This is a genomic window from Diaphorobacter sp. J5-51 (assembly GCF_001023515.1).
GTDB classification, from domain to species: Bacteria; Pseudomonadota; Gammaproteobacteria; order Burkholderiales; family Burkholderiaceae_C; genus Diaphorobacter; species Diaphorobacter nitroreducens.
In genome coordinates this window covers 14650-39031 of the sequence record NZ_JSYI01000047.1, presented here as the reverse complement: position 1 = coordinate 39031, position 24382 = coordinate 14650, and the positions used below count along the sequence as shown (strand labels likewise).

The following is a 24382-nucleotide window of genomic DNA, read 5'->3' as shown; positions in this document are numbered from 1 at the left end:
TGCTTGCCGCGCTGGGCGGGACTTGGCGGGACTTCGCGCGCCCAACCGTGTGTTTGTTGCCAAACCACCACAAAACACCACTGCTGCTGACGTTTCCGCCACTGTGGGTGAGGCATTTTTGCACTTATTGACGCAAACGAGATTGATTCGCAACAATAATCCCTAGCGAATAATTCCAACCTCTCGTTTCCAGCAATGCCCTCCTCCTCCCCTCTCAAGAAGCCCAAGAGCCTGCGCATGGCCGCAGCCCTGCTGCCGCTGAGCGCCATCGCCCAGGTGCAGCCCACGCCCGCCCCCGTCACCACCCTGCCCACGGTGACGGTGCAGGAGCAGGCCATCGATCCCAACCCCAACGCCGAGGTCGGCGCGCCCTACAAGGCCAAGACCTCCGCCGACACGCGCCACACCCGCCCGCTGGCCGAGACGCCGCAGACCATCCAGGTGGTCACCGGCGAGGCCATCCGCGACTCCGGCGCCACCGACCTCAAGCAGATCCTGGCCGCGCAGCCCGGCATCACCCTGGGAACGGGCGAAAACGGCAACGCCTTTGGCGACCGCTACATCATCCGCGGCCAGGAGGCGCGCTCGGACGTGTTCGTGGACGGCCTGCGCGACCCCGGCATGACCACGCGCGAGAGCTTCGCCATCGAGCAGGTGGAAGTCACCAAGGGCCCCAACTCCAGCTTCGCGGGCCGCGGCTCGGCAGGCGGCGCGGTGAACGCCGTGACCAAGCAGGCCACGCTGGACTATGACTTCACACGCGTGTCCGCCGGCGTGGGCACCGACAGCCACCACCGCGTGACGCTGGACATGAACAAGGGCTTCACCGACAAGTTCGCCCTGCGCGCCAACGCCCTGACCTCGGGCGAGGACGTGCCGGGCCGCAGCCCCTCGCAGCGCCGCCGCGACGGCCTGGCGCTGTCGGGCCTGTGGGAGCTGAACCAAGACCTGTCCGTCACGCTGGACTACTACGGCCTGCGCGCCAAGGACAAGCATCCCGACTTGGGCGGCTACCTCGTGGGCACGGTGCCCAACCGCCGCCCCGCCACGGGTGTGCCGGTCTATGCGCAGAACAGCGACTTCCTGAATTCCGACGTGGACACGGTCACCGCGCGCATCGCCTACCGCTTTGCGCCCGACCTCAAACTCACCAGCCTGACGCGCTACGGCCAGTCGGACAACCGCTACGCCACCACGGGAGCCTCCAACGGCACGGTGCTGGACGCGGCCAACAACCCGATCGGCACGGCCGGCGTGCTGGACGGCGGCCACACCGGCTGGCAGGACGTGAAATATTTCGCGCATCAGAGCAACCTGCGCTGGGACAAGCAGATCGGCAGCCTCAAGCATGAATTCATCTTCGGCTTCGAATACACCGACCACAAGGTGAAGTCCGGCAACTACGGCGTGACCAACACCGGCGCCACCAACTGCCGCGTTTCGGGCCGCAACGGCCCGCAGGCCGGCTGGTGCATCACTGATCTGAACGGCAACCCCGTGAGCAACCTGGGCGACTTGGCCGGCCGCAGCTACGAACGCCGCAGCTGGACACGCGACTGGCGCGTGAAGACCTTCGCGCTGTCGGCCATGGACACGGTGGACCTGACCGACCAGTGGACCGTGTTCGGCGGCCTGCGCGCCGACCACTACGACCTGTCGCTGGACACCCGCAACAACCAGACGGGCGCGATCACAGGCAACTACGGCTTCAACGACACACTGCTCAACGGCCACCTGGGTGTGAGCTACAAGATCAACCCCATGGGTATGGTCTATGCAAGCTACGGCACGGCGCAGGACATCAACGGCGGCGAACCCGACACCGGCACGAGCAGCGGCTACGGCGGCCTGGTGATCCACAACGGCAGCGCCGCCGGCGCCAAGCCCGAGACCTCGCAGAACATCGAGCTGGGCACCAAGTGGAACCTGCTGGACGACAAGCTGCTGGCCACCGCCGCCGTGTTCCAGACCACCAAGGACGACGTGATGGAGGGCGCCAACTACGACACTGAAGGCACCTTCAATACCGGCAAGAACCGCGTGCGCGGCATCGAACTGGGCCTGGCCGGCAATCTCACCAAGAACTTCCAGCTGCAAGCCGGAGCGGCGATCATGAAATCCAAGGTGCTGCGCTCGGCCGTGGCGTCCAACGTGGGCAACCCGCTGTCCAACTTCGCCGACCGCTCCTTCACCGTACAGGGCAAGTACCAGCTCACGCGCGACTTCTCCTTCGGCGCCGTGGCGCGCTACGAGAGCAGCCGCTGCGGCGGCCAGCCCGACACCGGCGCCGGCTACACCAACGGCATGTGCTCGCAGCCGGTGCCCTCGTTCAGCGTGTACGACCTGTTCGCGTCCTACCGCATCAACAAGCACGCCGACCTGCGCCTGAACGTGCTGAACGTGACCGACAAGGACTACTACACCGCCGTGTACCGCTCGGGCGCCTTCCTGTACAAGGGCGACGGCCGCGCAGTGCGCCTGACGTTGAACCTGGACTTGTAATCAAATAAGCTGCTAGCGCTTGATGGACAAGCGCTAGCAGCTATCAAATTTGATGACACCACATATTCCCGCAGGCGTCTGGAACGCCATCGATTACGAACGGCTCGCGCCCCAGCACATGGACGCGGGCCGTCTTGCCTATGTGGCCGGCGGCTGCGGCTGGGACCGCACGGTGGCCGCCAACCGCGCCGCCTTCACCGCCTGGGCCATCGTGCCGCGCCTGCTGCGCGACGTGCGCGGCGGCCACACGCGGCTCACGCTGGGTGGGCTGGACCTGCCCCACCCGCTGCTGCTGGCCCCGGTGGCGCACCAGCGCCTGGCCCACTGCGAGGCAGAAGTCGCCACCGCCCGCGCCGCCCAGGCCACGAGCACCTGCCTGGTGGCCAGCACGCTGTCATCGTGCACGCTGGAGGCGATCGCGGGTGCCGCCGGCCCCGCGCGCTGGTTCCAGCTGTACCTGCAGCCCGAGCGAGAACACACGCTCGCCCTGCTGCGCCGCGCCGAGGCCGCGGGCTACCGCGCCATCGTGCTCACGCTGGACGCCAGCATCCAGCTGGCCAGCCGCAGCGCGCTGCAGGCGGGTTTTGTGATGCCCGCCGACTGCACGCCCGCCAACCTGGCGGCCTACCCACCGCCCGCGCCGCCCGGACTGGGCGCGGACGACAGCCGCATCTTCCAGGGCGCCATGCGCCACGCCCCTACCTGGGACGACCTGCGCTGGCTGCTGGGCGAGACCCGCCTGCCTGTGTGGATCAAGGGCGTCATGCACCCCGACGACGCCCGCGCGCTGCAGGCGGCGGGCGCGGCCGGCCTCATCGTCTCCAACCACGGCGGGCGCAGCCTGGACGGCGCGCCCGCGTCCCTGCATCGCCTGCCCGCCGTGCGCGCCGCCGTGGGCGAGGGCTACCCCGTGCTGCTGGACGGCGGCGTGCGCAGCGGCGCCGACGCCTTCAAGGCCCTGGCACTGGGCGCCGACGCCGTGCTCATCGGCCGCCTGCAGATGTACGCCCTGGCCGTGGCGGGTGCGCTGGGCGTGGCCCACATGCTGCAGCTGCTGACCGAGGAGCTGCACGCCTGCATGGCCCAGGCCGGCTGTGCCCAGCTCTGCGACATCACCCCCAATTGCCTCACACCGCAACCACCATGCTGATCTCCATCGACCAGGTCCTCTCCAAAACGGAGGTGCGCGACTTTCGCGCCCAACTGGACGCCGCCGCCTGGGAGGACGGCGCCGCCACCGCCGGCACGCTGGCCAAGAGCGTCAAGCGCAACCAGCAGATCACCGACGGCAGCGAACTCTGCCAGCGCCTGGGCCAGCACATCCTGCGCCGGCTGAGCAGCACGCCGCTGTTCATCAGCGCCGCGCTGCCGCGCACCATCTACCCGCCGAAGTTCAACCGCTACGCCGACGGCGGCACCTACGGCGCGCACGTGGACAGCGCGCTCATGTTCCTACCCGGCAGCCACCAGCAGATGCGCACCGACCTGTCGGCCACGCTGTTCCTGGCCGAGCCCGAGGAATACGACGGCGGCGAGCTGGAGGTGGAGGGCCCCTTCGGCGTGCAGGCCGTGAAGCTGGCCGCCGGCGACATGGTGCTGTACCCCTCCAGCAGCCTGCACCGCGTCACGCCCGTCACGCGCGGGGCGCGCGTGGCATCGTTCTTCTGGATCGAGAGCCTGGTGCCCGACGAGGGCGAGCGCACGCTGCTGTTCGACCTGGACCAGTCCATCCAGCAACTCACGCCGCTGGTGGCGCCCGACGACCCGCGCCTGGTGCAGCTCACGGGCGTGTACCACAACCTGCTGCGCCGCTGGGCCAGGCCCTGAGCACACCGGCGAACGATCACCGCAACCCATTCTTTTCCGGCAAGAAAGAGAGCCCCGCATGACATCCTGGATCCCGCACATCGCCGCCCTGGCGCTCGCCGTCTCGGCCAGCAGCGCCTTCGCCCACGGCAAGGTCACCTGCCCCGAGCATCCCCCCGCCGAATGGCGACCGCACACCGAGCTGGAGCAGAAGCTGGTGAAGGAAGGCTGGACCGTGCGCCGCATGGAAAAGACCGAAACCTGCTACGAGGTCTACGGCAAAGACCCGCAGGGCAAGCGGGTGGAAGCCTTCTTCGACCCCAAGACGCTTGAGCGCGTTCAAGACTGACGGTGCGCGCGCCACCGGCGCACCGCTGCGCGTGTGGGACCGGCCCGTGCGCCTGCTGCACTGGGGCCTGGCCGCGTGCGTGGCCATGGCCTGGTGGAGCAGCGACGACACCGGTCCGCTGCACGAGCGCGTGGGCTACGTGGCCCTGGCCCTGCTGGCCGCGCGCGTGGCGTGGGGATTCGGCGGCAGCCGCTATGCGCGCTTCGCCCAGTTCGTGCGCACGCCTGCGGCCACGCTGGCCTATGCGCGCCTGGCGCTGGCGGGCCATGCGCCGCGCTACCTCGGCCACAACCCGCTGGGCGCCTGGATGGTGCTGGCACTGCTGGCGATCATGGCGTTGCTGGGCTTCACCGGCTGGCTCTACACCACCGACCGGTTCTGGGGCTATGGCTGGCTGGCCCACCTGCACCAGTCCCTGGGCTGGGCCCTGCTGGCCTGCGTGGCCCTGCATGTGGGCGGTGTGCTGTGGACCTGCCTGCAGCACCGCGAGAACCTGGTGCGCGCCATGCTCACCGGCCGCAAGGCGCCGCCGCGGGGTGACGATGTGGCATGAAAATGGCTCCAGCGCTTATCCAGCAAGCGCTGAAAGCTCCTTTTTATATAGCGCAGCAGCCCTCAAGGCAGATTCAAGGCAGATCCTTGTTCGGCTCCGGCGCGCGCGCGTCGCGCGGGCCCACGGTGCCCAGCCGGCTCTTGAGCGACTGCGGCTGGCCGGTGAGGATGGCGGCGTAGTTCACCGTATTGGCCAGCACCTTCTTCACATAGTCACGCGTCTCGCTGAAGGGCACGTTCTCGGCCCAGATGGCCGCGTCCAGCACCGGGCCGTTGCGCCAGTTGCGCGGGCGGCCCGGGCCGGCGTTGTAGGCTGCCGCCGCCAGGGGCATGGAACCGTCGAAGTCGTCCAGCGCCAGCTTGAGATAGGCGGTGCCGATGGTGATGTTGGTGTCGCGGTCGTAGAGCTGCTGGGGGGAGAAGCCCTCCAGGCCGATCTTGCGCGCCGTCCAGCGCGCGGTGGCGGGCATCACCTGCATCAGGCCCGACGCGCCCACGCCCGAGCGGGCATCCATGATGAAGCGGCTTTCCTGGCGGATCAGGCCATAGACATAGGCCGGGTCCAGCCCGATGCCCCGCGCGCGCTCCACCACGGCGGAGCGGAACGGCATCGGAAAGCGCTGCGCCGCGTCGATCACACCCTTGGTGCGCTCGCTGGTGTTGATGCAGCGGTCCCACACCTCGCGCTGGCAGGCGAAGTCGGCCGCGGCCAGCAGCTCGCGCTCGCCCATGCCGCCAGGGGTGTGCAGGTTGGTGGTGTAGTTCCACTCGCGCACGCCTTCGCTGCGCAGGCCCATCAGGATGGCGTACAGCGCACGGTTCAGGCCGGGGTTGGCGCGCGCGGTGGCTTTTTCTTCCTCGGTCAGCGGTGCGGGCGCCGGGGGCAGCGTGACGCGCTCGCCCAGCTCCTCCAGCGCCAGCTGTTCATAAAAACCCGTGGTGCCGGCGATGCGCGCATACAGCTGGCGCGCGGCCGCGCGATCCTCGTCGCCGGGGCGGTTGGCCATGAGGGCGCGCGCCTTCCAGTACGTCCAGACGCTTTCCTGGCGCGCCGCGGGGCTCATGGCATCGATGCTGCGGCCCACCAGCTTCCATTGCCCGGCCCGCAGCGCGGCGCGCGTGCGCCAGGCCAGCATGTCGTCGGTCAGGTCGGCATCGCGGCCCACGTTGGCGTAGTAGCTGAGCGCATCGGGCGACAGCGCCGTGGCGGCCTGCTTGCCGATCAGGCCCCAGAGCCAGTTGCGCTCCTCGGCCGACAGGTGCGGCCCCCATTTGCTGTCCAGCAGGCTGGCGGCGTTGGCGACATCGCTCATGGCCATGCGGGCCAGCGCCAGCACCACCAGTTCCTGGCGCTCCTTGCCACGCGCCGTGGCGCGGCCCGTGAGGTACTTGGTGGGCGAATCCAGCGCCTCGCGCAGTTGCGGCAGCGCATCGGGCGCGACGATTTCCACCGCCTTGCGCACCACGCGCAGGCGGTTGGCCTCTGCGCCCAGACGCGCCTTGCGCCACACGTCCAGGGGCTTGATTTTCTTGGCGGCCAGCATCTGGGCGGCGGCACTGGAGCAGCCGTCGTCCAGCTCGCGCAGCGCATACCAGTGGCGCAGCATCTCGGCGCCGGCACTCTCGGCGGCCGTGCCCTTGATCTGCTCGATCGCGAGCGCGTAGCAATGCACCTCGCGGTCATCGCCCATGCGGAACTGCGGGTGAAATTCTGCGAACTGGTCCCAGTCGCGGCGTTGGCCCAGCAGCAGCAGCCAGTCGTTGCGCAGGCGGTCTTCCTGGTAGGTGCCAGCCCAGCGCTGCAGGAAGGCGGTCACTTCGGAGGGTTGGGCCTCCTCCAGCCGCGCACGCAGTTCCCAGTACGCAGCCCAGGGCTCCAGGGCATGGCCGCGCGCGCCCGGCAGCAGCGCGGCAAGCCGCTGCTTGTCGCCCTTGCGGAAGGCCTTTTGCATCTCCAGGACGGTGTCATCGCCGCGGTTTTGCGCCCCGGCCCACGGCGCGGCGGTGGCCAGGGCAGCGCCGGCGATCAGCGGTGTCAGAATCTTCATCCAAAGCATTGGGGGATTATGTGATGGACAAAGCAGCCCTGCGCCGCGCATTGGTAGAACAGCGCCTGAATCTGCCGGACCGCCTGCAGCGCGCCGACCAGTTGCAACGCGTGATGCGCATCTGGCTGGTGGACCGCCCGGACACCATCATCGGCGCCTACTGGCCGATCAAGGGTGAGTTCGATCCGCTGCCCGCGCTGCACCGCTGGAAGGAAGATGGCGAGTTGCTGGACGAGCCCCAGCTGCGCCGCATAGGCCTGCCCGTGGTGGACAAGGTGCACAAGACGCTCACCTTCCACGCCTGGTACCCCGGCTGCCCCATGGAGGAAGACGCCTACGGCATCCCCAAGCCCAAGGACACCGAGCTCATCCACCCCACGCTGCTGTTCGTGCCCTGCGTGGGCTACGGCCCGGGCGGCTACCGCCTGGGCTACGGCGGGGGCTTTTACGACCGCACGCTGGCGACGCTGCAGCCCCGCCCCGCCACCGTGGGCCTGGGGTTCACCCACGGCTACCTGGACGACTTCGAGCCCGAGGCACACGATCTGCCGCTGGACGCCATACTCAACGACAACGGCGTGGTCTGGCCGGTTTGACGCTTCAAAAACAAGAGCGATTTGCGCTTGGCATACGGTGCTTTCAAGCAAGTAACGAGCTCAAACCCTGTGATTACGGGCGCGAGCAGCTCTTTTTAACGTAGCACCACAGCATCAAGGAACCCCTCCATGCTCCAGCTCTACATCGGCAACAAGAACTATTCCTCCTGGTCCATGCGCCCCTGGGTGCTGCTGCGCCAGGCCGGCATCGCGTTCGAGGAAGTGCCCGTGCGCTTTGACAGCTTCGATGCCAATTCGCAGTTCAAGCGCCAGCTCAAGGCCGTCACCCCCGTGGCCAAGGTGCCCGTGCTGGTGGATGGGGACATCACCGTCTGGGACAGCCTGGCCATCGCCGAATACCTGGCCGAGCAGTACCCCGACAAGCACCTGTGGCCCCAGGACAAGGCCGCGCGCGCCCGCGCCCGCAGCGTGGTGGCCGAGATGCACAGCGGCTTCGGCGCGCTGCGCAGCCACTGCGGCATGAACATCGAGGCCCGCCTGCCCGAAGTGGGCGAGATCGTGTGGCGCGACCAGCCCGCCGTGCGCGCCGACGTGCAGCGCCTGGTGGACATGTGGAGCGAGCTGCTGGACCAGCACGGCGGCCCCATGCTGTTCGGCCAATTCAGCATTGCCGACGCGTTCTATGCGCCGGTGTGCATGCGCCTGGCCACCTTTGCCCTGCCCGTGCCTGAACACATCACCGCCTATGTGCAGCGCGTGCAGCAGTTGCCGGGCGTGAAGGCCTGGATCGACGGCGCACTGGCCGAGCAGGACTTCGTGCCGTTCGACGAGCCCTACCGCGCACGGCGCGGCTAGGGCCTGTTCACACTATTTTTGCCAGTGCGAATGGCGTGAAAACCGCGCCAATCTAGGCGCGTGACGACGCCAAGGCCGGGGCCTTGGCTAGGAGGGCAACGACGAATGGCGCGGTTTTCACTCCGTTCCCTCCGGGTTGCGATCAAAAAGGGCCATTCGCGGCGTTGCCAAGCCTCGCTGGGGTAGCACCCCAGCTTCGTTTGGCGCCTTGCGCCTGGCCCTTTTTGATCGCAACGCATCTGGCAAAAATAGTGTGAACAGGCCCTAGCCCGCCGGCGCAGTGCCATGAAACTGCACATCCTGTCCGACCTGCACCTGGGCGTGCAGGGCATGGAGCACCCGCGCACCGACGCGGATGTGGTGATCCTCGCGGGCGACATTGCCCGCCCCGCGGCCGCCGTGGCCTGGGCGCAGGGCTTCGCCAAGCCGGTGCTGTACGTGCCGGGCAACCACGAGTTCTACGGCTCCAGCCTGCAGGACACCGCGCAAGAGCTGCGCCGTCTGCGCGAGGGCAGTCCCGTGCACCTGCTGGACAACCGCAGCCTGGTGCTGCAGGGCGTGCGCTTCATCGGCAGCACCCTGTGGAGCGACTTCCGCGTGGCCGGCGATGGCGCCGCCCGCACCGAGGCCATGGCCCAGGCCCAGCAGTTCATGCGCGACTTCAGCCGCATACGCGCGGGTGGTGAAGACGGCGGGGCGCTCTTCACGCCCCAGCATGCGGCCGAACTGTTCGACGCCAACGCCCGCTGGCTGGCGCGCGAACTCGCCCAGCCCTTTGCCGGCCCCACCGTGGTCGTCACCCACCACGCGCCTTCGCCACACAGCATCCACCCGCGCTTTGCGGGCTCGCCCATCAACGCCGCCTTCGTGTCCGACGCACAGGCCCTGGTCGAGGGCAGCGGCGCGCGGCTGTGGGTGCATGGGCACACGCACGACAGCTTCGACTACCGGCTGCACGGCACACGCGTGCTGTGCAACCCGCGCGGCTATGCCAAGGATGGGCAGGTGGAGAACGCGCGGTTCAACCCCCACCTGGTTGTAGAGGTGGCGTAACCACCAGTCAGGCCAACGCGCCGAAAGGCTTGCACCACGGCCGACGACACCACCCCCCTGCGTGCCCGCGTCCCGCTGGCCGAGCGGCGCCATGGCTTTTCACCTGGACAAGCCTGTGGGTTGCGCCTGCAAACCGGCCGTGGTCGCACGCTGCGCGCGGCGGACGACGCCGGCATCGACGAGGACGATCTGCGCAGCGAAGAATGCGTCGGCTACCACCACCTGCGCCCTGCCTCGTCCAGCGGGGCGGCAGTCCTGGCGATGACGTGCGGACAGCGACCGATTCCAGGTTGAATACACTGCCCCCATGCAGATTTACATGGTGGGCGGCGCCGTGCGCGACCGGCTGTTGGGCCGCCCCGTCAATGACCACGACTGGGTCGTCGTCGGCGCCACGCCCGACGACATGGTGGCACGCGGCTACCTGCCCGTGGGGCGCGACTTCCCCGTCTTCCTCCACCCCGAGACGCGCGAGGAATACGCGCTGGCGCGCACCGAGCGCAAGAGCGGGCGCGGCTACCGCGGCTTCGTGGTGCAGACGTCGCCCGACGTGACACTGGAAGAAGACCTGTCACGGCGCGACCTTACTATCAATGCAATAGCTGCCAGCGCTGACTGGACGGGCGCTGGAGACCTGTTTGACCCTTATGGCGGCGCGCGCGACCTGCAGGCGCGGGTACTGCGCCATGTGACCGACTCCTTCCGCGAGGACCCGGTGCGCATCCTGCGCGTGGCGCGCTTTGCGGCGCGTTTCACCGACTTCACCGTAGCGCCCGAGACGATGCAGCTCATGCGCGAGATGGTGCACGACGGCGAGGCCGACCACCTGGTGCCCGAGCGCGTGTGGCAGGAATTGGCGCGCGGGCTCATGGAGCCGCAGCCCTCGCGCATGTTCGACGTGCTGCGCGACTGTGGCGCGCTGGCCGTGGTGCTGCCCGAGGTCGAGCGCCTGTGGGGCGTACCCCAGCGCCCCGAGTACCACCCCGAGGTGGACACCGGCGTGCACCTGATGATGGTGCTGGACATGGCAGCCCATTTGCAGGCCCCGCTCACCGTGCGCTTCGCCTGCCTCACGCACGACTTGGGAAAAGGCACCACGCCGCACGACGTGCTGCCGCGCCATATCGGCCATGAGCAGCGCAGCGCGCGGCTGCTCAAGGCCGTGTGCGAACGCTTGCGCGTGCCGGTGGAATGCCGCGAACTGGCCGACGTGGTGGCGCGCGAGCACGGCAACATCCACCGCAGCGGCGACCTGGGCGCTGCCGCGCTGGTGCGCCTGCTGGAGCGCTGCGACGCCATCCGCAAACCCGCGCGGCTGGACGAGATCCTGCTGGCCTGTGAATGCGATGCGCGCGGACGCCTGGGTTTTGCCGATCGGCCCTACCCGCAGCGCGCGCGCATCAACGCCGCGCTCGCGGCCGTGCAGTCGGTCACCACCAGCAGCGTGGCTGCGCACGCTGCGCAACTGGGCCTGAGCGGCCCCAAGGTGGGCGAGATGATTCACGCCGCCCGCGTACAGGCCGTGGCCGACTGGCTTCACACCACCGCGCAGTCTGCCCCAGAACCTCGGGGCAACGCTGGCTGAGCACCTTTGATGCCTGGCCCTGGTGAGGATTCCCGGTGAGGATTGACTGCGGATACGCAGCAACAGCCATTCGTATGGCGAATCGTCAGCGCCGCGGCCCCACAACAGGGGCGAGCGCCACACGAGGGTTGGTTCCGCAGCGCCTTACACCGACTGCACCCAGCGCGCGATATCGGCCGCGCCCAGCGCACCAGAGATGCGCGCTGCCTCCTGTCCGCCGCGAAACAGGATCATCGTCGGGATGCTGCGGATGCCGTAGCGCGCCGCGATCGCGGGGTGCGCCTCGGTATCCAGCTTGGCCAGCCGCATGCGCGGCTCCAACTCGCGCGCAGCCTGCGCGAAGGCTGGCGCCATCTGGCGGCAGGGGCCGCACCACGGCGCCCAGAAGTCCACCACCACCGGCAGATGGCTGCGCGCTACGTGCCGGTCGAAGCTGGCCGCATCCAGCGCCAGCGGTTCGCCCGTGAACAGCGGCCGATGGCAGCTGCCGCAGTCGGGCGCACTGCCCAGTTGCGCGGCCTGCACGCGGTTGGTGGTGTGGCAGTGGGGGCAGACGACGTGCAGTGCTTCGGGGGAGCTCATGGAGGACCTCGCGGGGGGTTGGCGAAACCAGGCAATTGCGGGTAAGGGGTCAGGTTTTCAATGCCTACGGCCCTGCGGGTCGCCGGCCTACAGTGGCCGCGCGCGTGCAGGGTTAAGGTTGCGGGCGATGCCCACGCCGCCTCTGCCGACTTCCCGCCACGCCCTGTTCCTCGACTTCGACGGCACGCTGGCCGACATTGCCGCACAGCCGCATGCCGTGCAGCTGCCACCCGGCGTGGTGGACTGCCTGCAAGCACTGCATGTGCGGCTGGAGGGGGCGCTGGCCATCGTCACCGGCCGCACCATGGCCGATATCGACCATTTTTTGGACCCGCTGCGCCTGCCCGTGGCCTGCGAGCATGGCGCGCAGTACCGCCTGGGCAACGGGCGCAGCGGCGGCCTGCCGGCGCTGCCACTGCAGCCGCTGCTGGCCGCGCTGCGCCCGCTGATGGCCCAGCACCCCGAGCTGCTGCTGGAGGCCAAGAGCGCCGGCCTGGCGCTGCACTACCGGCAGGCGCCGCAACTGCAGGCGCTGTGCCTGCAGGCGATCACACAGGCGCTGCGCGATGTGCCGGGCGCCGAGTTGCTGCACGGCAAGTTCGTGTACGAGGTCAAGCCTGTGGGGCCGGACAAGGGCCGCGCGATCACGGACTTCATGCGCCTGGCTCCCTTCGCCGGGCGCGCGCCGCTGTTCGTGGGTGACGATGTGACGGACGAAGCCGGCTTTGCCGCCGCGCAGTCGCTGGGGGGCCTGGGCATCAAGGTGGGCGAAGGCGCGACGCGCGCCCACACGCGGCTGGCCACACCTGCTGCCGTACGCCAGTGGCTGCAGCACGCCGTGGGCGAGGAGATCACATGACGAGCAAAGCACCTCACGTGGGCGCCACCGCCATGGCCGCACCGTCGCTGGCGCTGGGAATGATCGGCAACTGCACCATCAGCGCGCTGGTGGATGCGCGCGCCTGCATTGTCTGGAGCTGCATGCCACGCTTTGACGGCGACCCGGTGTTCAATGCGCTGGTCCAGCCCGGCCCCGATGGCAGCCGCTTCGCCATCGAGCTGGAGGACTTCGCCCGCAGCGAGCAGTGGTACGAGCCCAATACCGCCGTGCTGCGCACGCACCTGACCGACGCGCACGGCAACTGCCTGGAGGTGACCGACTTCTGCCCGCGTTTCTTCGCACGTTCTCGCGCCTTTCGCCCCGTGATGCTGGTGCGCCGCGTGCGACCGGTGCGGGGGGCCCCGCGCATCCGCGTGCTGGTACAGCCGCGCTACGACTGGGGCATGGCCCTGCCCGCCCTCACGCGCGGCAGCAACCATATCCGCTATGTGGGGGGCGACTTCACGCTGCGGCTGAACACCGACGCGCCTGTGGCCTACGTGCTCTCGGGCGAGCCCTTTGTAGCGGGGCGCGAATACAACTTCCTGCTCGGTGCAGACGAAACGCTCTCCGGCGGCATTGGCGACACCGCACGCCACTATGAGCAAGAGACCGTGTCGTACTGGAAGCACTGGACCCAGCGCCTGCATCTGCCGCTGCAGTGGCAGGAGGCCGTGATCCGCTCGGCCATCACGCTGAAGATGTCGCTGTTCGAGGACACGGGCGCCATCGTCGCGGCGATGACCACGAGCATCCCCGAATCCGCGCACAGCGGCCGCAACTGGGATTACCGCTACTGCTGGCTGCGCGACGCGTTCTTCGTGGTGCGCGCGCTTAACAGCCTGTCGGAAGTGGGCACCATGGAGGACTACCTGCGCTGGCTCGGCAACATCGTGGCCAAAACCGGCAGCGGCCACATTCAGCCGCTGTACGGCATCGGGCTGGAGCACGAGCTGCCCGAATCCGTCCTGCCCCACTTGGCCGGCTACCGCGGCATGGGCCCGGTGCGCGTGGGCAACCAGGCGGCAGAGCACTTCCAGCACGACGTGTACGGCAACATCGTGCTGGGCGCGGCGCAGTCCTTCCACGACCGGCGGTTGCTGCACCCCGCCGGCGCCGCGGAGTTCGAGCGCCTGGAGCGCGTGGGCGAGCTGGCCGTGCAGGTGTACGGCAAGCCCGACGCGGGCATGTGGGAGCTGCGCACGCGCGCGCGCATCCACACCTCGTCAGCCCTCATGAGCTGGGCGGCCTGCGACCGGCTGGCCAAGATCGCACGCGCACTGCAACTGCCCGAGCGCGCCCATTACTGGCAGCAGCATGCGCAGCGCATGCATGGCGAGATCCTGGAGCGCTCGTGGCACGCCAAGCGCCAGGTATTTGCCGAGAGCTTTGACGGCAGCGAACTGGACGCCAGCGTGCTGCTGATGGCCGAGGTGGGTCTGATCCACCCCACCGACCCGCGCTTCGTGAGCACGCTGGACGCCATGGAACACACGCTGTGCGACGGCCCCTTCATGCGCCGCTACGAGGCCGCGGACGATTTCGGCAAGCCCGAGACCGCGTTCAACATCTGCACCTTCTGGCGCATCGACGCGCTGGCGCGCACCGGCCGGCGCGAGCAGGCGCAGGAGATCTTCGAGGCCATGCTGGCCGTGCGCAACCCGTTGGGGCTGCTGTCCGAAGACACCCACGCCGCCACGGGCGAGATGTGGGGCAACTTCCCTCAAACCTATTCCATGGTGGGCATCATCAATGCCGCCATGCGGCTGTCCGCCCCCTGGGACAGCGTGATCTGACCTGGAGCCTTCCTGCATGAGCCGACTCGTCGTCATCTCCAACCGCCTGGCCGACCCGCGCAAGAGCGCTGCCGGCGGCCTGGCCGTGGCCCTGGGCGACGCGCTGGCACGCACGGGCGGCCTGTGGTTCGGTTGGAGCGGCACCGTCACCCGGGACGGCACGCCCGGCGAAGGTGCGTTGCAAACACACCAAGCCGGCAACGTGACCCTGGCCACCGTGGACCTGTGCAAGGCGGACCACGCGGCCTATTACCAGGGCTACGCCAACAGCGTGCTGTGGCCGGTGCTGCACTACCGGCTGGACCTGGCCGACTTCAGCGCCAATTACAGCGAGGGCTACCGCCGCGTGAACCAGATGTTCGCGCGCAAGCTGCTGCCGCTGCTGCGCGAGGACGACGTGATCTGGGTGCACGACTACCACCTGATCCCGCTGGCGGCGGAGCTGCGTGCGCTGGGTTGCCGCCAGCGCATCGGATTTTTCCTGCATGTGCCCGTTCCGCCGCCGCTCATCCTCGCAGCGCTGCCGCAACACGAGTGGCTGATGCGTTCGTTCTTTGCCTACGACCTGGTGGGCCTGCAAAGCGAGGCCGACGTCGTCCACTTCACACGCTACATGGTCAACGAAGCCCATGCGCAAGAGCTGGACGGGCAGCGCCTGCGCGCCTTCAACGCCACCGTGCGCGTGGCGGCCTTCCCCATCGGCATCGATGTGCAGGAGTTCCAGCGCCTGGGCCGCGCACCCGATGCCGTGCAGACCTGCGAAGCCCTGCGCGCGGAGTATTCACGCCGCCAACTGTTGCTGGGCATTGACCGGCTCGACTACTCCAAGGGCATCCCGCACCGCGTGCGCGCCTTCCGCCAACTGCTGGAACGCTACCCCGAGAACGAACACAGCGCCACGCTGGTGATGATCGCCTCGCCCTCGCGCGACGACGTGCACGCCTATGCCGACCTGCGCCTGGAGCTGGAGGGCCTGTGCGGCGCCATCAACGGCGACTATGGCGACCTGGACTGGATGCCGCTGCGCTACATCCACCGCACCGTCGCCCGCAAGCGCGTGCCCGGCCTGTGCCGCGCGGCGCGTGTCGGCCTGGTCACGCCGCTGCGCGACGGCATGAACCTGGTGGCCAAGGAATACGTGGTGGCGCAAGAGCCCGAGGACCCGGGCGTGCTGGTGCTGTCGCGCTTTGCCGGCGCGGCCGAGCAGCTCAAGGAGGCCTTGCTGGTCAACCCCTACGACACCCAGGGCATGGCCGACGCGATCCAGACCGCGCTGCGCATGCCGCTGTCCGAGCGCCAGTGGCGCCATGAACGGCTCATGGAACGCATCCAGCGCCAGGACGTGCACTGGTGGCGCAACAGCTTCCTGCAGGCGCTGCGCGACGAGGCTGCGCCGCCGGTCACCGCGCCGGCAGGGGCCGTGGCAGCCTCTTGAGGGTTGTCTGGGTGCACGCGTCCTGCGCGCAGCGGCCCCGCCACGCCCCAGCCTGTCAAGGCCAACCGCTGTGAGTTCAACCGGGTTGCTGCAGCAAAGCCAACGCCGCGTAGTCGCCCACCTGGGCGCCCAGCCCCGCAGGCACCAGCTCCACCCCGGCGGTGAGCGCGGGGAAGTAGCGCGCCAGCTGCGCACGCAGCAGCGGCAGCAGCAGCGCCTGGTGGTGCAGGAACACGGCTCCGCCCAGGCTGATGCGCCGCAGGTCCAACGTGGCCACCAGGTTGTACAGCAGCCGTCCCATCAGCACGCACAGCGCCTGCACTTCGGCCAGCGCGGCCGCGTCACCCGCGTCCGCCGCCGCCATCAGCGCGGGCGCCTCCCGACCCAGTCGGCACGGCAGCGCACTGCCCGCGACGAGCGACTCCACATCGCCCTGGTTGCCGCAGCCGCACAGCGCCACGTCGCTGCCCGCGTCGGGGTCGCCCACGTAGCTGTGGCCGGCATGGCCCGCGTTGCCGTTCTTGCCGCGCAGCACGCAGCCGTCCACGCACAGGCCGACGCCGATGCCGGTGCTCCAGGTCACGTAGGCGCAATCGTCCTCCCCCCGCAGCGCTCCCCACAGCCGCTCGGCCTGCAGCGCGGCCACGGCATCGTTGGCAACATGCACGCGGTCTGCGCCCAGCGCCTGCGCCAAGGGCGCCTGCAGCGGCACCCGGGTCCAGTCGTTGCCCAGGCCGCGCGGCGCACCGGCGAGCCCTCCGCAGATGTTGGGGTTGACCACTTCGACCATGCCCGCATGCCGCACGAATGGCCCGCAGGACGCCACGCCCACGCCCGCCAGATCCGAACGCGTGATTCCCTGCCGCGTGCAGGCGGCATCCAGCAGCCGAAGCACCTGCTGGGCCAGCGCATCCGGCGCACCGGTCTTGGCGGTGGGCTCCGCCACGCGCGTGAGCAACACCGGCGGACCGCTGCCGTGGGCAGGGTCCGCCAGGCACACGGCCACCTTGGTGCCGCCAATGTCCACGCCGGCATGCAGGCCCGGCGACTGGGAGGTAGGAGGTTGCTGCGGCATGGGGCCCATCATGGCGCAACCGCGGCCGCCTCGGCTGTAGGGCAAAAGCGTTTATCTCAATTGATAGCTGCCCGCGCTTGTCCAGCAAGGGTTAGCGCCATAAAAGGCTCACAACCATTTGACCGCTAGGCTGAGCAGGAAGCTCAGCAGCACGGTGCTGGCCAGCGGAATGAACCAGTCGCGCCCGAAGAGGCGGAACTGAAAATCCCCCGGCAGCCGGCCCAGCCCCAGGCGGCGCAGCCAGGGGGTGAGCCCGTTGATGAGCACCAGGGCGAGGAAAACGACGAGAAGCCAGCGCAGCATGGGCCGAGTGTAGGCGCCTGCAGCCCGCGTGGCGTGCCGCTAGGGCCTGTGATGGAAGGAGTCGCGAAGCTCATGACAGCCTGCCCATCAAGGCGCGTGCCGCAGTGCGTGCGCCCGCACGCACAAGGAACGCAACACCGAGGGGGCTGTCATGAGCTTCCCTTCGGGTTGCCTCGTTGCCCGCGCTGGCAAGGCACGGGCCTTGCGGCGCGCAAGCGCCTTGCATCCACCTTCTTTGCGAGGCAATGCGATCCCCTTCCATAGTGTTCACAGGCCCTAGCGCTGCACGCCCCAGCGCCGCACCGTCAGGCGTTCCAGCGTGTGAAAGCCCAGGTTCTCCACCGCCAGGCCGATGGCGATCACCATGGCGAGGCCCGCGAAGACCTTGTCTGTGTAGAGCTCATTGCGGTTCTGGAAGATGTACCAGCCCAGGCCGCCCTGCCCCGAAGACGCGCCGAACACCAGTTCCGCCGCGATCAGCGTGCGCCAGGCGAAGGCCCAGCCGATCTTCAACCCCGACAGGATGGACGGCAGCGCCGCGGGCACCAGCAGTTGCAACACGTAGCGCAGCCCCTTCAGGCCGTAGTTGCGCCCCGCCATGCGCAGCGTTTCGGGCACGCCTTGAAAGCCCGCGTAGGTGTTGAGCGCCAGCGGCCACAGCACGGAATGCACCAGCACGAAGACCAGGCTGCCCTCGGATCGTGGGGTAAAGCGGACATCGTGACAGCCCCTGTAGAAACCTCAGAGCCGGTGGCTCCGGTCACCCTGCGCAAAGCCCATGGGCAGCCACGGCGCGCCTGCGCCCACGGCCAGCACCTTGAACAGCTCGCCCATCTCGTGCTCCATCATCAACTTGGCCGCTTGGGCCCGCTGGGCCTGCGTCAGCCGCTCCAGTTCGGATAGCAGACCGCAGTTGATGAGAAAGTGCGCCTGCGTCGTGTAGCCCAGCACCTGCAGCCCCGCGTCCTGCGCGGCCAGGGCCATCGCGGTGAAGTTGACGTGCGCGGTGATGTCCTTGAGGCCTACGTCCGCCAGCGGGTCGGAATCCACCTGGTGCCCGCGGTGGCACACCAGCGTGCCCATGTGCCGCTGGGGGTGGTAGTACTCGTCCTCGCCAAAACCGTAATCGATCAGGAAGGCCGCGCCGCGCACGAGGTGCTGGGCCAGCGTGCGCATGAAGGCCTCGCCCTGGGGGTGGATCTCTGTGAGGTAGTCGTGCGGGCCGTCGATCTCCACCGGCGGGCGCAGCGGGGTGGGACGGTCCTCCCACACGAAGCCGCCCTCCGTGCAGTGCAGGGCCACGCCGCGTTCGTGCCACAGGCCCTCGCGGCGCTGCAGCAGTTGCACGGGCATGGCGTCCAGCACCTCATTGCCCACCACCACGCCCTGCATCTGATCGGGCAGACGGTCGACCCAGTGCACGCGGTCGCCCCAGGCCGCCAGCGTGGCCTGCTGGCGTGCGCGCAGGCTGCCCGACAGGTCCACGATGGTGTAGCGCCGCACGCGGTCGTCCAACGCGCCCAGCAACTGCGCGGCCAGCGCGCCGCTGCCGGCGCCAAACTCCCAGACCTCGTCGGTGGCGGTGGCGTCCAGCGCCTCGCGCACCTGGCGGGCCAGCACGCGGCCGAAGACGGGGGACAGCTCGGGCGCGGTCACGAAGTCGCTGCCGCTGGCGGGCATGGCACCGAACTTTGGCAGGTCGCCCGCGTAATAGCCCAGGCCCGGCGTGTACAACGCCAGCGCCATGAACCGGTCGAAGCCGATCCAGCCTCCCGCCTCGGCAATGGCCTTGGCGACATGGGTCTGCAGGGCGCTCGGTAAAATTGTGGGTTTGCTCGTCACGCGCCCGATTGTCCCCCCAATGACCTCTCCTCCCCGCCCCCGCACCGTGCTGGTGACAGGCGCCGCCCGGCGCCTGGGCCGCAGCATTGCGCTGGCGCTGGCGGCCGGGGGCTGGCAGGTGGCCGTGCATTACCGGTCTTCGCAACAGGACGCTCTTGAAACCGTAGCTGCTTGCGCAGAACTGTCGCGCGCTAGTGCCCATTTTGATGCTGATTTTGCCGATGAAGCGGCCGTGCGCGCCCTGTTGCCGCGCGTGGTGGCGCACTTCGGTGCGGTGGATGCGGTGGTCAACAGCGCCTCGCTGTTCGAACACGACACGGCCGCCAGCTTCAGCTACGCGCTGCTGGAGCAGCACCTGCGCAGCAACACCGGCGCACCGGTGCTGCTGGCGCAGGCGCTGCATGCCCATCTGGAGCAGCGCGCCGCCGCGGGCGAAGCCGACGTGCAAGGCGCGGTGGTGAACCTGCTGGACCAGAAGCTGTGGAACCTGAACCCGGACTTCCTGAGCTACACGCTCTCCAAGGCCGCGCTGGAAGCGGCCGGCACCATGCTGGCCATGGCGCTCGCGCCGCGCGTGCGCGTGGTGGGCGTGGCGCCGGGGCTCACCCTCACCAGCCATTTGCTGACGGGCGAGCGCTTTGAGCGCATGCACGCACTGAGCCCGCTGGGCCGCTCGTCCACGCCGGAAGACGTGGCCGCCGCCGTGCGTTTCGCGCTGGACAACCGCTCGCTCACCGGCACCACGCTGCTCGTGGACGGCGGCCAGCACCTGATGCGCTTCGAGCGCGACTTCTCCCTGATGTGAACCCCGCACGCCCCGCCATGCACACCGCCGCCGGCACCCAGATCCTCACGCTCACCGGTTTGCGCTTCGACGCGAACCTGGGCATCCTCGCGCACGAAAAAAACGCGCCCCAGCCCATCCAGGTGGACGCCGAGCTGAACCTGGGCACCCAGCCCCTGGCGCCGCGCGACGACGACATCCAGCACGTGCTGGACTACCGCAAGGTGCGCCAGATCATCATCGACGAGTGCACGGCCGAGCATGTGAACCTGCTGGAGAGCCTGATCGGCAAGCTGGCCAACCGGCTGATGCAGCTGCCCGGCGTGCTGGGCGTGCGCGTGAAGATCGCCAAACTGGAAATTTTTGATGACTGCGAAGTCGCCATTCGCGTCGAGACAGGACAGTGGTAAACCCATGAACACCGCCAACAACACCCTTCCCACCGCCGCCGACTGGGCCGGCGAAGATGCCGCGCCCGATGCGGCCGACACACGCAAGATCCAGCGCGAGTCCCACAAGCTGGAAAAGCGCCTGTGCCGCGAGGTGGGCCGTGCCATCACCGACTTCAATATGATCGAGGAAGGCGACAAGATCATGGTGTGCATGTCCGGCGGCAAGGACAGCTACACGCTGCTGGACATCCTGCGCAAGCTGCAAAAGCGCGCGCCGGTGAAGTTCGACATCGTGGCCGTGAACCTGGACCAGAAGCAGCCCGGGTTCCCCGAGCATGTGCTGCCGGACTATTTCAAGAGCATCGGCGTGCAGTACCACATCGAGAACCAGGACACCTACAGCGTCGTCAAGCGCGTGGTGCCCGAGGGCAAGACCACCTGCAGCCTGTGCTCGCGCCTGCGCCGCGCCATCCTCTACAAGGTGGCGGACGACCTGGGCTGCACCAAGCTGGCGCTGGGCCACCACCGCGACGACATCGTCGCCACGCTGATGCTCAACATGTTCTACGGCGGCCGCATGAAGGGCATGCCGCCGAAGCTGGTCAGCGACGACGGCAAGCATGTGGTGATTCGCCCGCTGTGCTACGTGCCCGAGAAGGACACGGCGCGCTGGGCGCAGTACCAGCAGTTTCCCATCATTCCCTGCAACCTGTGCGGCAGCCAGGACGGCCTGCAGCGCGTGGCCGTCAACGAAATGCTGCGCGAATGGGACAAGAAGTTCCCCGGCCGCATCGAGAGCATGCTGCGCGCCATGGGCCACGTGGTGACCACACACCTGATGGACCCCCACCTGCACGACTTCAAGAACGCCAAGGCCACCGGCATTGCCGACCCGAATGGCGACATGGCGTTCGATCACGAGGAATTTCCGGTCGCACCCGCGCTGCCCGGCCTGCAGGTGGTGCAACTGGGCTGAACGCAGCGCCGCGCAACGCCGTACCATCACAGGCGCGGGGCCTGATGCCCCGGGGAGATACCGCCATGGCCTTCCTGCGCCACATTCCTGCCCTCGCGCTGTGCGCCGCGGCCGCGCTGCTGGCCGGCTGCGCCGGTCCGCGCCTGGTGGAGAGCGACGTCAGCAGCTTCTCCACCCTCAGCGCCCTGCCCAGCCCGCCCACCTACCGCTTCGAGCGACTGCCCTCGCAGCAGGCACAGGCCGCAGCGTTTGCACCCATCGAGGCCCAGGCCGAACAGGCGCTTGCGCGCGTGGGCCTGCGCCGCGACGACACCCAGCCACGGCTGGTTGCACAGATCGGCGCTGAGGGCGGCTACGCCACACCGCGCTACTGGCCCTATGCGCCCGATCCGTTCTACGGCCGCTTCGGCTGGGGCCTGGGCTACGGTGGTGGCTGGGGCTTTGGCGGCATGGGCTGGATGATGGACGGCCCGCCCACCCTCTACCACCGCAAGGTCAGTCTGATGCTGCGCGACGCCGCTTCGCAGCAGGTGGTGTACGAAACCTCGGCCGTGTACGAGGACGTGTGGACGGATGATCCCGCCATCTACGGCGTGCTGTTCGACCAGGCGCTCACCGGCTTCCCGCGCCCCCCAGCGGGGCAGCGCAAGGTCCGCACAGAAATCACGCCACAACGCTGACTCCCCCGCGACCTGAAAGGACCCGCCATGCGAAGCTCCATCCGACACCTTGTTCTGTGCGCCTGCCTGGGCACCGCGAGCATGGTCGCCCAGGCATCCGGCCTGGGCGACACCCTGCGCGGCGCGACCGGCGGGGGTGCCAGCCCCTCCACGCTCGGCGGAATGTTGGGTGGGGGCGCTGCGCCGTCGGCCCTGTCCGCCATGGGTTTGAGTGGATCGGCCACCCCCAGCAACGCTGCCGGCGTGATCACCTACTGCATGAAGAACAACTATCTGAATGCCGACAAGGCCGCACTGGTCAAACAGCAGCTGCTGGGCAAGATGGGCCTGGGCGCGGCCCAGCCCGAGCCCCGCGACGAGGGCTACCTGAGCGGCCTGTCGGGCATGGTCAGCGGTTCCAACGGCAAGCAGTTCAACCTGAACCGCCTCAAGGGCGACCTGAAGGAAAAGGCCTGCGACTTCGTGCTCGACAACGCCAGTTCCCTGCTCTGACCCCACGCCTGCGCTCTTTTCCATGCACGCCACCCGCATCATCGCCATCCGCCACGGCGAAACCGCCTGGAATGTGGACACCCGCATCCAGGGCCATCTGGACATACCGCTCAACGACACCGGCCTGTGGCAGGCCCGGCAGGTGGGGCAGGCGCTGGCCGACGAAGCGGTGGCCGCCATCTACAGCAGCGACCTGCAGCGCGCCTATGCCACGGCCGAAGCCGTGGCCCGCACCACGGGCGCGCCCCTCACGCCCGTGCCCGGCCTGCGCGAGCGCAGCTTTGGCAGCTTCCAGGGGCGCACCTTCCAGCAGATCGAGACCGAATCCCCCGAGCAGGCCCTGCGCTGGCGCAAGCGCGATCCCCACTTCGTGCCCGACGGCGGCGGCGAGTCGCTGGACATGCTGCGCGAGCGCATTGCTGTCACGGTGGACGGCATTGCCGCGCGCCACGCCGGAGAGCAGATCGTGCTGGTGGCCCATGGCGGGGTGATGGACGTGCTCTACCGCCTGGCCACGCGGCTGGACCTGCAGGCCCCACGCACCTGGCAGCTGACCAACGCCGCCATCAACCGGCTGCTGTGGACCGAGGGCAACGGGCTCACCCTGGTGGGCTGGGCCGACACGCAACACCTGGAGAACGCGAGCCGCGATGAGATCCACTCCTGAGCATCTGCCCGAACACCTGCGCGCCACCGTCGGGCTGCGCGTGGACCTGATCGACACGCCGGCACTCGTCGTCGACCTGGATGCCATGGAGCGCAACATCCAGCGCATGGCCGAATTCGCGCACAAGCACCAGGTGCGCTGGCGCCCCCACGCCAAGATGCACAAGAGCGCAGAGATCGCCCTGCAACTGGAAAAGGCCGGCGCGCGCGGCCACTGCGTGCAGAAGGTGTCCGAAGCCGAGGCGCTCGCCGCCGGCGGCGTGGCCGACCTGTACATCAGCAACGAGGTACTGGGGGGAGCCAAACTATTGCGCGCAGCACGCCTGGCCGCGCAATTGGCCGCCCGCGGCGGCCGGCTGGGCATCGCGGTGGACAGCGAAGAAGGCATCACCCGCCTGTCCGAAGCCATGCGCGTGGCGGGCAGCGACGCCGGCATCGACGTGTTCGTGGAGATCGACGTCGGCCAGGGTCGCTGCGGCGTGCCGCCCGGCCCGGCGGCGCTCGCCCTGGCCCAGGCCGTAGCGGCCCAGCCGCGCCTGCATTTCGCAGGCCTGCAGGCCTACCACGGCAGCGCACAGCACCTGCGCGGCGCGGCCGAGCGGCGCGCAGCCATCGCTCACGCAGTACAGGCCGCCGCCGATACCCGCACGCTGATCGAGGCCGCGGGCCTGCCCGTGCCGCTGGTCACGGGCTCCGGCACCGGCACGCTGGTGCACGAGGCCGCCAGCGGGGTGTATGGCGAGCTGCAGGCCGGCTCGTTCCTCTTCATGGACGCGGACTACGCCGCCAATGAACGCGAAGGCGCCCAGCCCGCCTTCGAGCATGCGCTGTTCGTGAAGACGCAGGTGATCTCTGCGCGACCCACGCACGTGGTGTGCGACGCAGGGCACAAGAGCCACGCCATCGATTCCGGCATGCCGCTGGTCTGGGGACTGCCGCCCGAGCGCGCCCTGCGCTACGCCAACGGCGGCGACGAACACGGCGTCCTGCACGCAACTGGCCCCAAGGCGCGCCTGCCGGCCCTGGGCCGCATGCTGTGGCTGGTACCCGGCCACTGTGACCCCACGGTGAACCTGCACGACTACCTGATTGGCGTGCGCGGCGGCCTGGCGCACGGCGTAGTGGAGCGCATCATCCGCGTGGATGCACGGGGCGCGGTGACGTAAGCGCCA

At 68.9% G+C, this 24382-nt stretch carries 24 protein-coding genes and 1 pseudogene; 19 read left to right on the top strand and 6 right to left on the bottom strand.

Annotation, left to right across the window (positions count from 1 at the left end):
• Nucleotides 1–195: 195 nt before the first annotated feature.
• From OX89_RS07010 to OX89_RS06990, 5 genes are read left to right on the top strand one after another with little or no spacing between them, the layout of a single operon-like run.
• Nucleotides 196–2502 carry a TonB-dependent siderophore receptor gene (locus OX89_RS07010; protein ID WP_011803973.1) on the top strand — a complete coding sequence of 769 codons (2307 nt, stop codon included), beginning with the start codon at nucleotides 196–198 and terminating at the stop codon, nucleotides 2500–2502.
• Between the two features lie 52 nt (nucleotides 2503–2554).
• The gene (locus OX89_RS07005; RefSeq protein WP_047350068.1) at nucleotides 2555–3652 is read left to right on the top strand and encodes an alpha-hydroxy acid oxidase; all 1098 of its coding nucleotides are present in this window, start codon (nucleotides 2555–2557) and stop codon (nucleotides 3650–3652) included.
• Nucleotides 3646–4329 (top strand): Fe2+-dependent dioxygenase, encoded by a 684-nt coding sequence (locus OX89_RS07000; RefSeq protein WP_041835864.1) that lies wholly within the window; start codon nucleotides 3646–3648, stop codon nucleotides 4327–4329. Before OX89_RS07005 ends, OX89_RS07000 begins: the two co-directional genes overlap by 7 nt.
• Nucleotides 4330–4387: 58 nt before the next feature.
• The gene (locus tag OX89_RS06995; RefSeq protein ID WP_011803970.1) at nucleotides 4388–4657 is read left to right on the top strand and encodes a PepSY domain-containing protein; all 270 of its coding nucleotides are present in this window, start codon (nucleotides 4388–4390) and stop codon (nucleotides 4655–4657) included.
• A complete protein-coding gene (locus OX89_RS06990; protein ID WP_084002032.1) occupies nucleotides 4638–5210 on the top strand; it encodes a cytochrome b/b6 domain-containing protein in 573 nt (190 codons plus the stop codon). The genes OX89_RS06995 and OX89_RS06990 overlap by 20 nt, the downstream gene beginning before the upstream one ends.
• Nucleotides 5211–5283: 73 nt before the next feature.
• Here OX89_RS06990 and OX89_RS06985 read toward each other — a convergent pair whose 3' ends face one another.
• Entirely contained in the window at nucleotides 5284–7266 is a 1983-nt protein-coding gene (locus OX89_RS06985) for a lytic transglycosylase domain-containing protein (RefSeq protein ID WP_047350067.1), read from the bottom strand.
• Nucleotides 7267–7280: 14 nt separating this feature from the next.
• Here OX89_RS06985 and OX89_RS06980 point away from each other — a divergent pair, with 14 nt between their 5' ends.
• The 4 genes from OX89_RS06980 (at nucleotide 7281) to OX89_RS06965 (ending at nucleotide 11307) form a co-directional block, all read left to right on the top strand.
• Nucleotides 7281–7853, top strand: coding sequence for a 5-formyltetrahydrofolate cyclo-ligase (locus tag OX89_RS06980; protein ID WP_011803967.1), 573 nt, complete (start codon nucleotides 7281–7283; stop codon nucleotides 7851–7853).
• 129 nt (nucleotides 7854–7982) lie between these two features.
• Nucleotides 7983–8669 (top strand): glutathione S-transferase family protein, encoded by a 687-nt coding sequence (locus tag OX89_RS06975; protein ID WP_047350066.1) that lies wholly within the window; start codon nucleotides 7983–7985, stop codon nucleotides 8667–8669.
• Between the two features lie 285 nt (nucleotides 8670–8954).
• Entirely contained in the window at nucleotides 8955–9722 is a 768-nt protein-coding gene (locus OX89_RS06970) for a metallophosphoesterase (protein ID WP_011803965.1), read from the top strand.
• Between the two features lie 307 nt (nucleotides 9723–10029).
• On the top strand, nucleotides 10030–11307 hold the full coding sequence (locus tag OX89_RS06965) for a multifunctional CCA addition/repair protein (protein ID WP_047350065.1): 1278 nt from the start codon (nucleotides 10030–10032) through the stop codon (nucleotides 11305–11307).
• A 144-nt stretch (nucleotides 11308–11451) separates the two neighbouring features.
• On the opposite strand, the gene trxC is transcribed toward OX89_RS06965, so the two are convergent.
• Nucleotides 11452–11889: a thioredoxin TrxC gene (trxC, locus tag OX89_RS06960; protein ID WP_011803963.1), complete on the bottom strand. Its 438-nt coding sequence runs from the start codon at nucleotides 11887–11889 to the stop codon at nucleotides 11452–11454.
• A gap of 127 nt (nucleotides 11890–12016) precedes the next feature.
• On the opposite strand from trxC, the gene otsB reads away from it, so the two are divergent.
• From otsB to OX89_RS06945, 3 genes are read left to right on the top strand one after another with little or no spacing between them, the layout of a single operon-like run.
• A complete protein-coding gene (otsB, locus tag OX89_RS06955; protein ID WP_047350064.1) occupies nucleotides 12017–12748 on the top strand; it encodes a trehalose-phosphatase in 732 nt (243 codons plus the stop codon).
• The gene (locus OX89_RS06950) at nucleotides 12745–14565 is read left to right on the top strand and encodes a glycoside hydrolase family 15 protein (RefSeq protein WP_047350063.1); all 1821 of its coding nucleotides are present in this window, start codon (nucleotides 12745–12747) and stop codon (nucleotides 14563–14565) included. The genes otsB and OX89_RS06950 overlap by 4 nt, the downstream gene beginning before the upstream one ends.
• Before the next feature lie 16 nt (nucleotides 14566–14581).
• The gene (locus OX89_RS06945; RefSeq protein ID WP_047350062.1) at nucleotides 14582–16000 is read left to right on the top strand and encodes a trehalose-6-phosphate synthase; all 1419 of its coding nucleotides are present in this window, start codon (nucleotides 14582–14584) and stop codon (nucleotides 15998–16000) included.
• Between the two features lie 76 nt (nucleotides 16001–16076).
• Here OX89_RS06945 and OX89_RS06940 read toward each other — a convergent pair whose 3' ends face one another.
• From OX89_RS06940 to OX89_RS06925, 4 genes and pseudogenes are all read right to left on the bottom strand, one after another.
• Nucleotides 16077–17087: an ROK family protein gene (locus tag OX89_RS06940; protein ID WP_084002031.1), complete on the bottom strand. Its 1011-nt coding sequence runs from the start codon at nucleotides 17085–17087 to the stop codon at nucleotides 16077–16079.
• 96 nt (nucleotides 17088–17183) lie between these two features.
• Entirely contained in the window at nucleotides 17184–17378 is a 195-nt protein-coding gene (locus tag OX89_RS06935; protein WP_011803958.1) for a DUF2905 domain-containing protein, read from the bottom strand.
• A gap of 276 nt (nucleotides 17379–17654) precedes the next feature.
• Nucleotides 17655–18074, bottom strand: a pseudogene (locus OX89_RS06930) (ABC transporter permease); the annotation flags it as partial.
• A gap of 45 nt (nucleotides 18075–18119) precedes the next feature.
• Nucleotides 18120–19220 (bottom strand): class I SAM-dependent methyltransferase, encoded by a 1101-nt coding sequence (locus OX89_RS06925; RefSeq protein WP_047350061.1) that lies wholly within the window; start codon nucleotides 19218–19220, stop codon nucleotides 18120–18122.
• A gap of 19 nt (nucleotides 19221–19239) precedes the next feature.
• On the opposite strand from OX89_RS06925, the gene OX89_RS06920 reads away from it, so the two are divergent.
• The 7 genes from OX89_RS06920 to OX89_RS06890 are packed head-to-tail and all read left to right on the top strand — an operon-like array spanning nucleotide 19240 to nucleotide 24376.
• A complete protein-coding gene (locus OX89_RS06920) occupies nucleotides 19240–20025 on the top strand; it encodes an SDR family oxidoreductase (RefSeq protein WP_047350060.1) in 786 nt (261 codons plus the stop codon).
• A 17-nt stretch (nucleotides 20026–20042) separates the two neighbouring features.
• Nucleotides 20043–20414 carry a dihydroneopterin aldolase gene (locus tag OX89_RS06915; RefSeq protein ID WP_011803955.1) on the top strand — a complete coding sequence of 124 codons (372 nt, stop codon included), beginning with the start codon at nucleotides 20043–20045 and terminating at the stop codon, nucleotides 20412–20414.
• A gap of 4 nt (nucleotides 20415–20418) precedes the next feature.
• Nucleotides 20419–21372 carry a tRNA 2-thiocytidine(32) synthetase TtcA gene (gene ttcA / locus OX89_RS06910; protein WP_047350059.1) on the top strand — a complete coding sequence of 318 codons (954 nt, stop codon included), beginning with the start codon at nucleotides 20419–20421 and terminating at the stop codon, nucleotides 21370–21372.
• A gap of 44 nt (nucleotides 21373–21416) precedes the next feature.
• On the top strand, nucleotides 21417–22052 hold the full coding sequence (locus tag OX89_RS06905) for a DUF4136 domain-containing protein (protein ID WP_234305518.1): 636 nt from the start codon (nucleotides 21417–21419) through the stop codon (nucleotides 22050–22052).
• Between the two features lie 27 nt (nucleotides 22053–22079).
• Complete coding sequence (locus tag OX89_RS06900) at nucleotides 22080–22544, top strand: DUF2501 domain-containing protein (RefSeq protein ID WP_047350058.1); 465 nt, start codon at nucleotides 22080–22082, stop codon at nucleotides 22542–22544.
• Between the two features lie 22 nt (nucleotides 22545–22566).
• A complete protein-coding gene (locus OX89_RS06895) occupies nucleotides 22567–23211 on the top strand; it encodes a histidine phosphatase family protein (RefSeq protein WP_011803951.1) in 645 nt (214 codons plus the stop codon).
• A complete protein-coding gene (locus OX89_RS06890; RefSeq protein ID WP_047350057.1) occupies nucleotides 23195–24376 on the top strand; it encodes a DSD1 family PLP-dependent enzyme in 1182 nt (393 codons plus the stop codon). The genes OX89_RS06895 and OX89_RS06890 overlap by 17 nt, the downstream gene beginning before the upstream one ends.
• Nucleotides 24377–24382 lie beyond the last annotated feature (6 nt).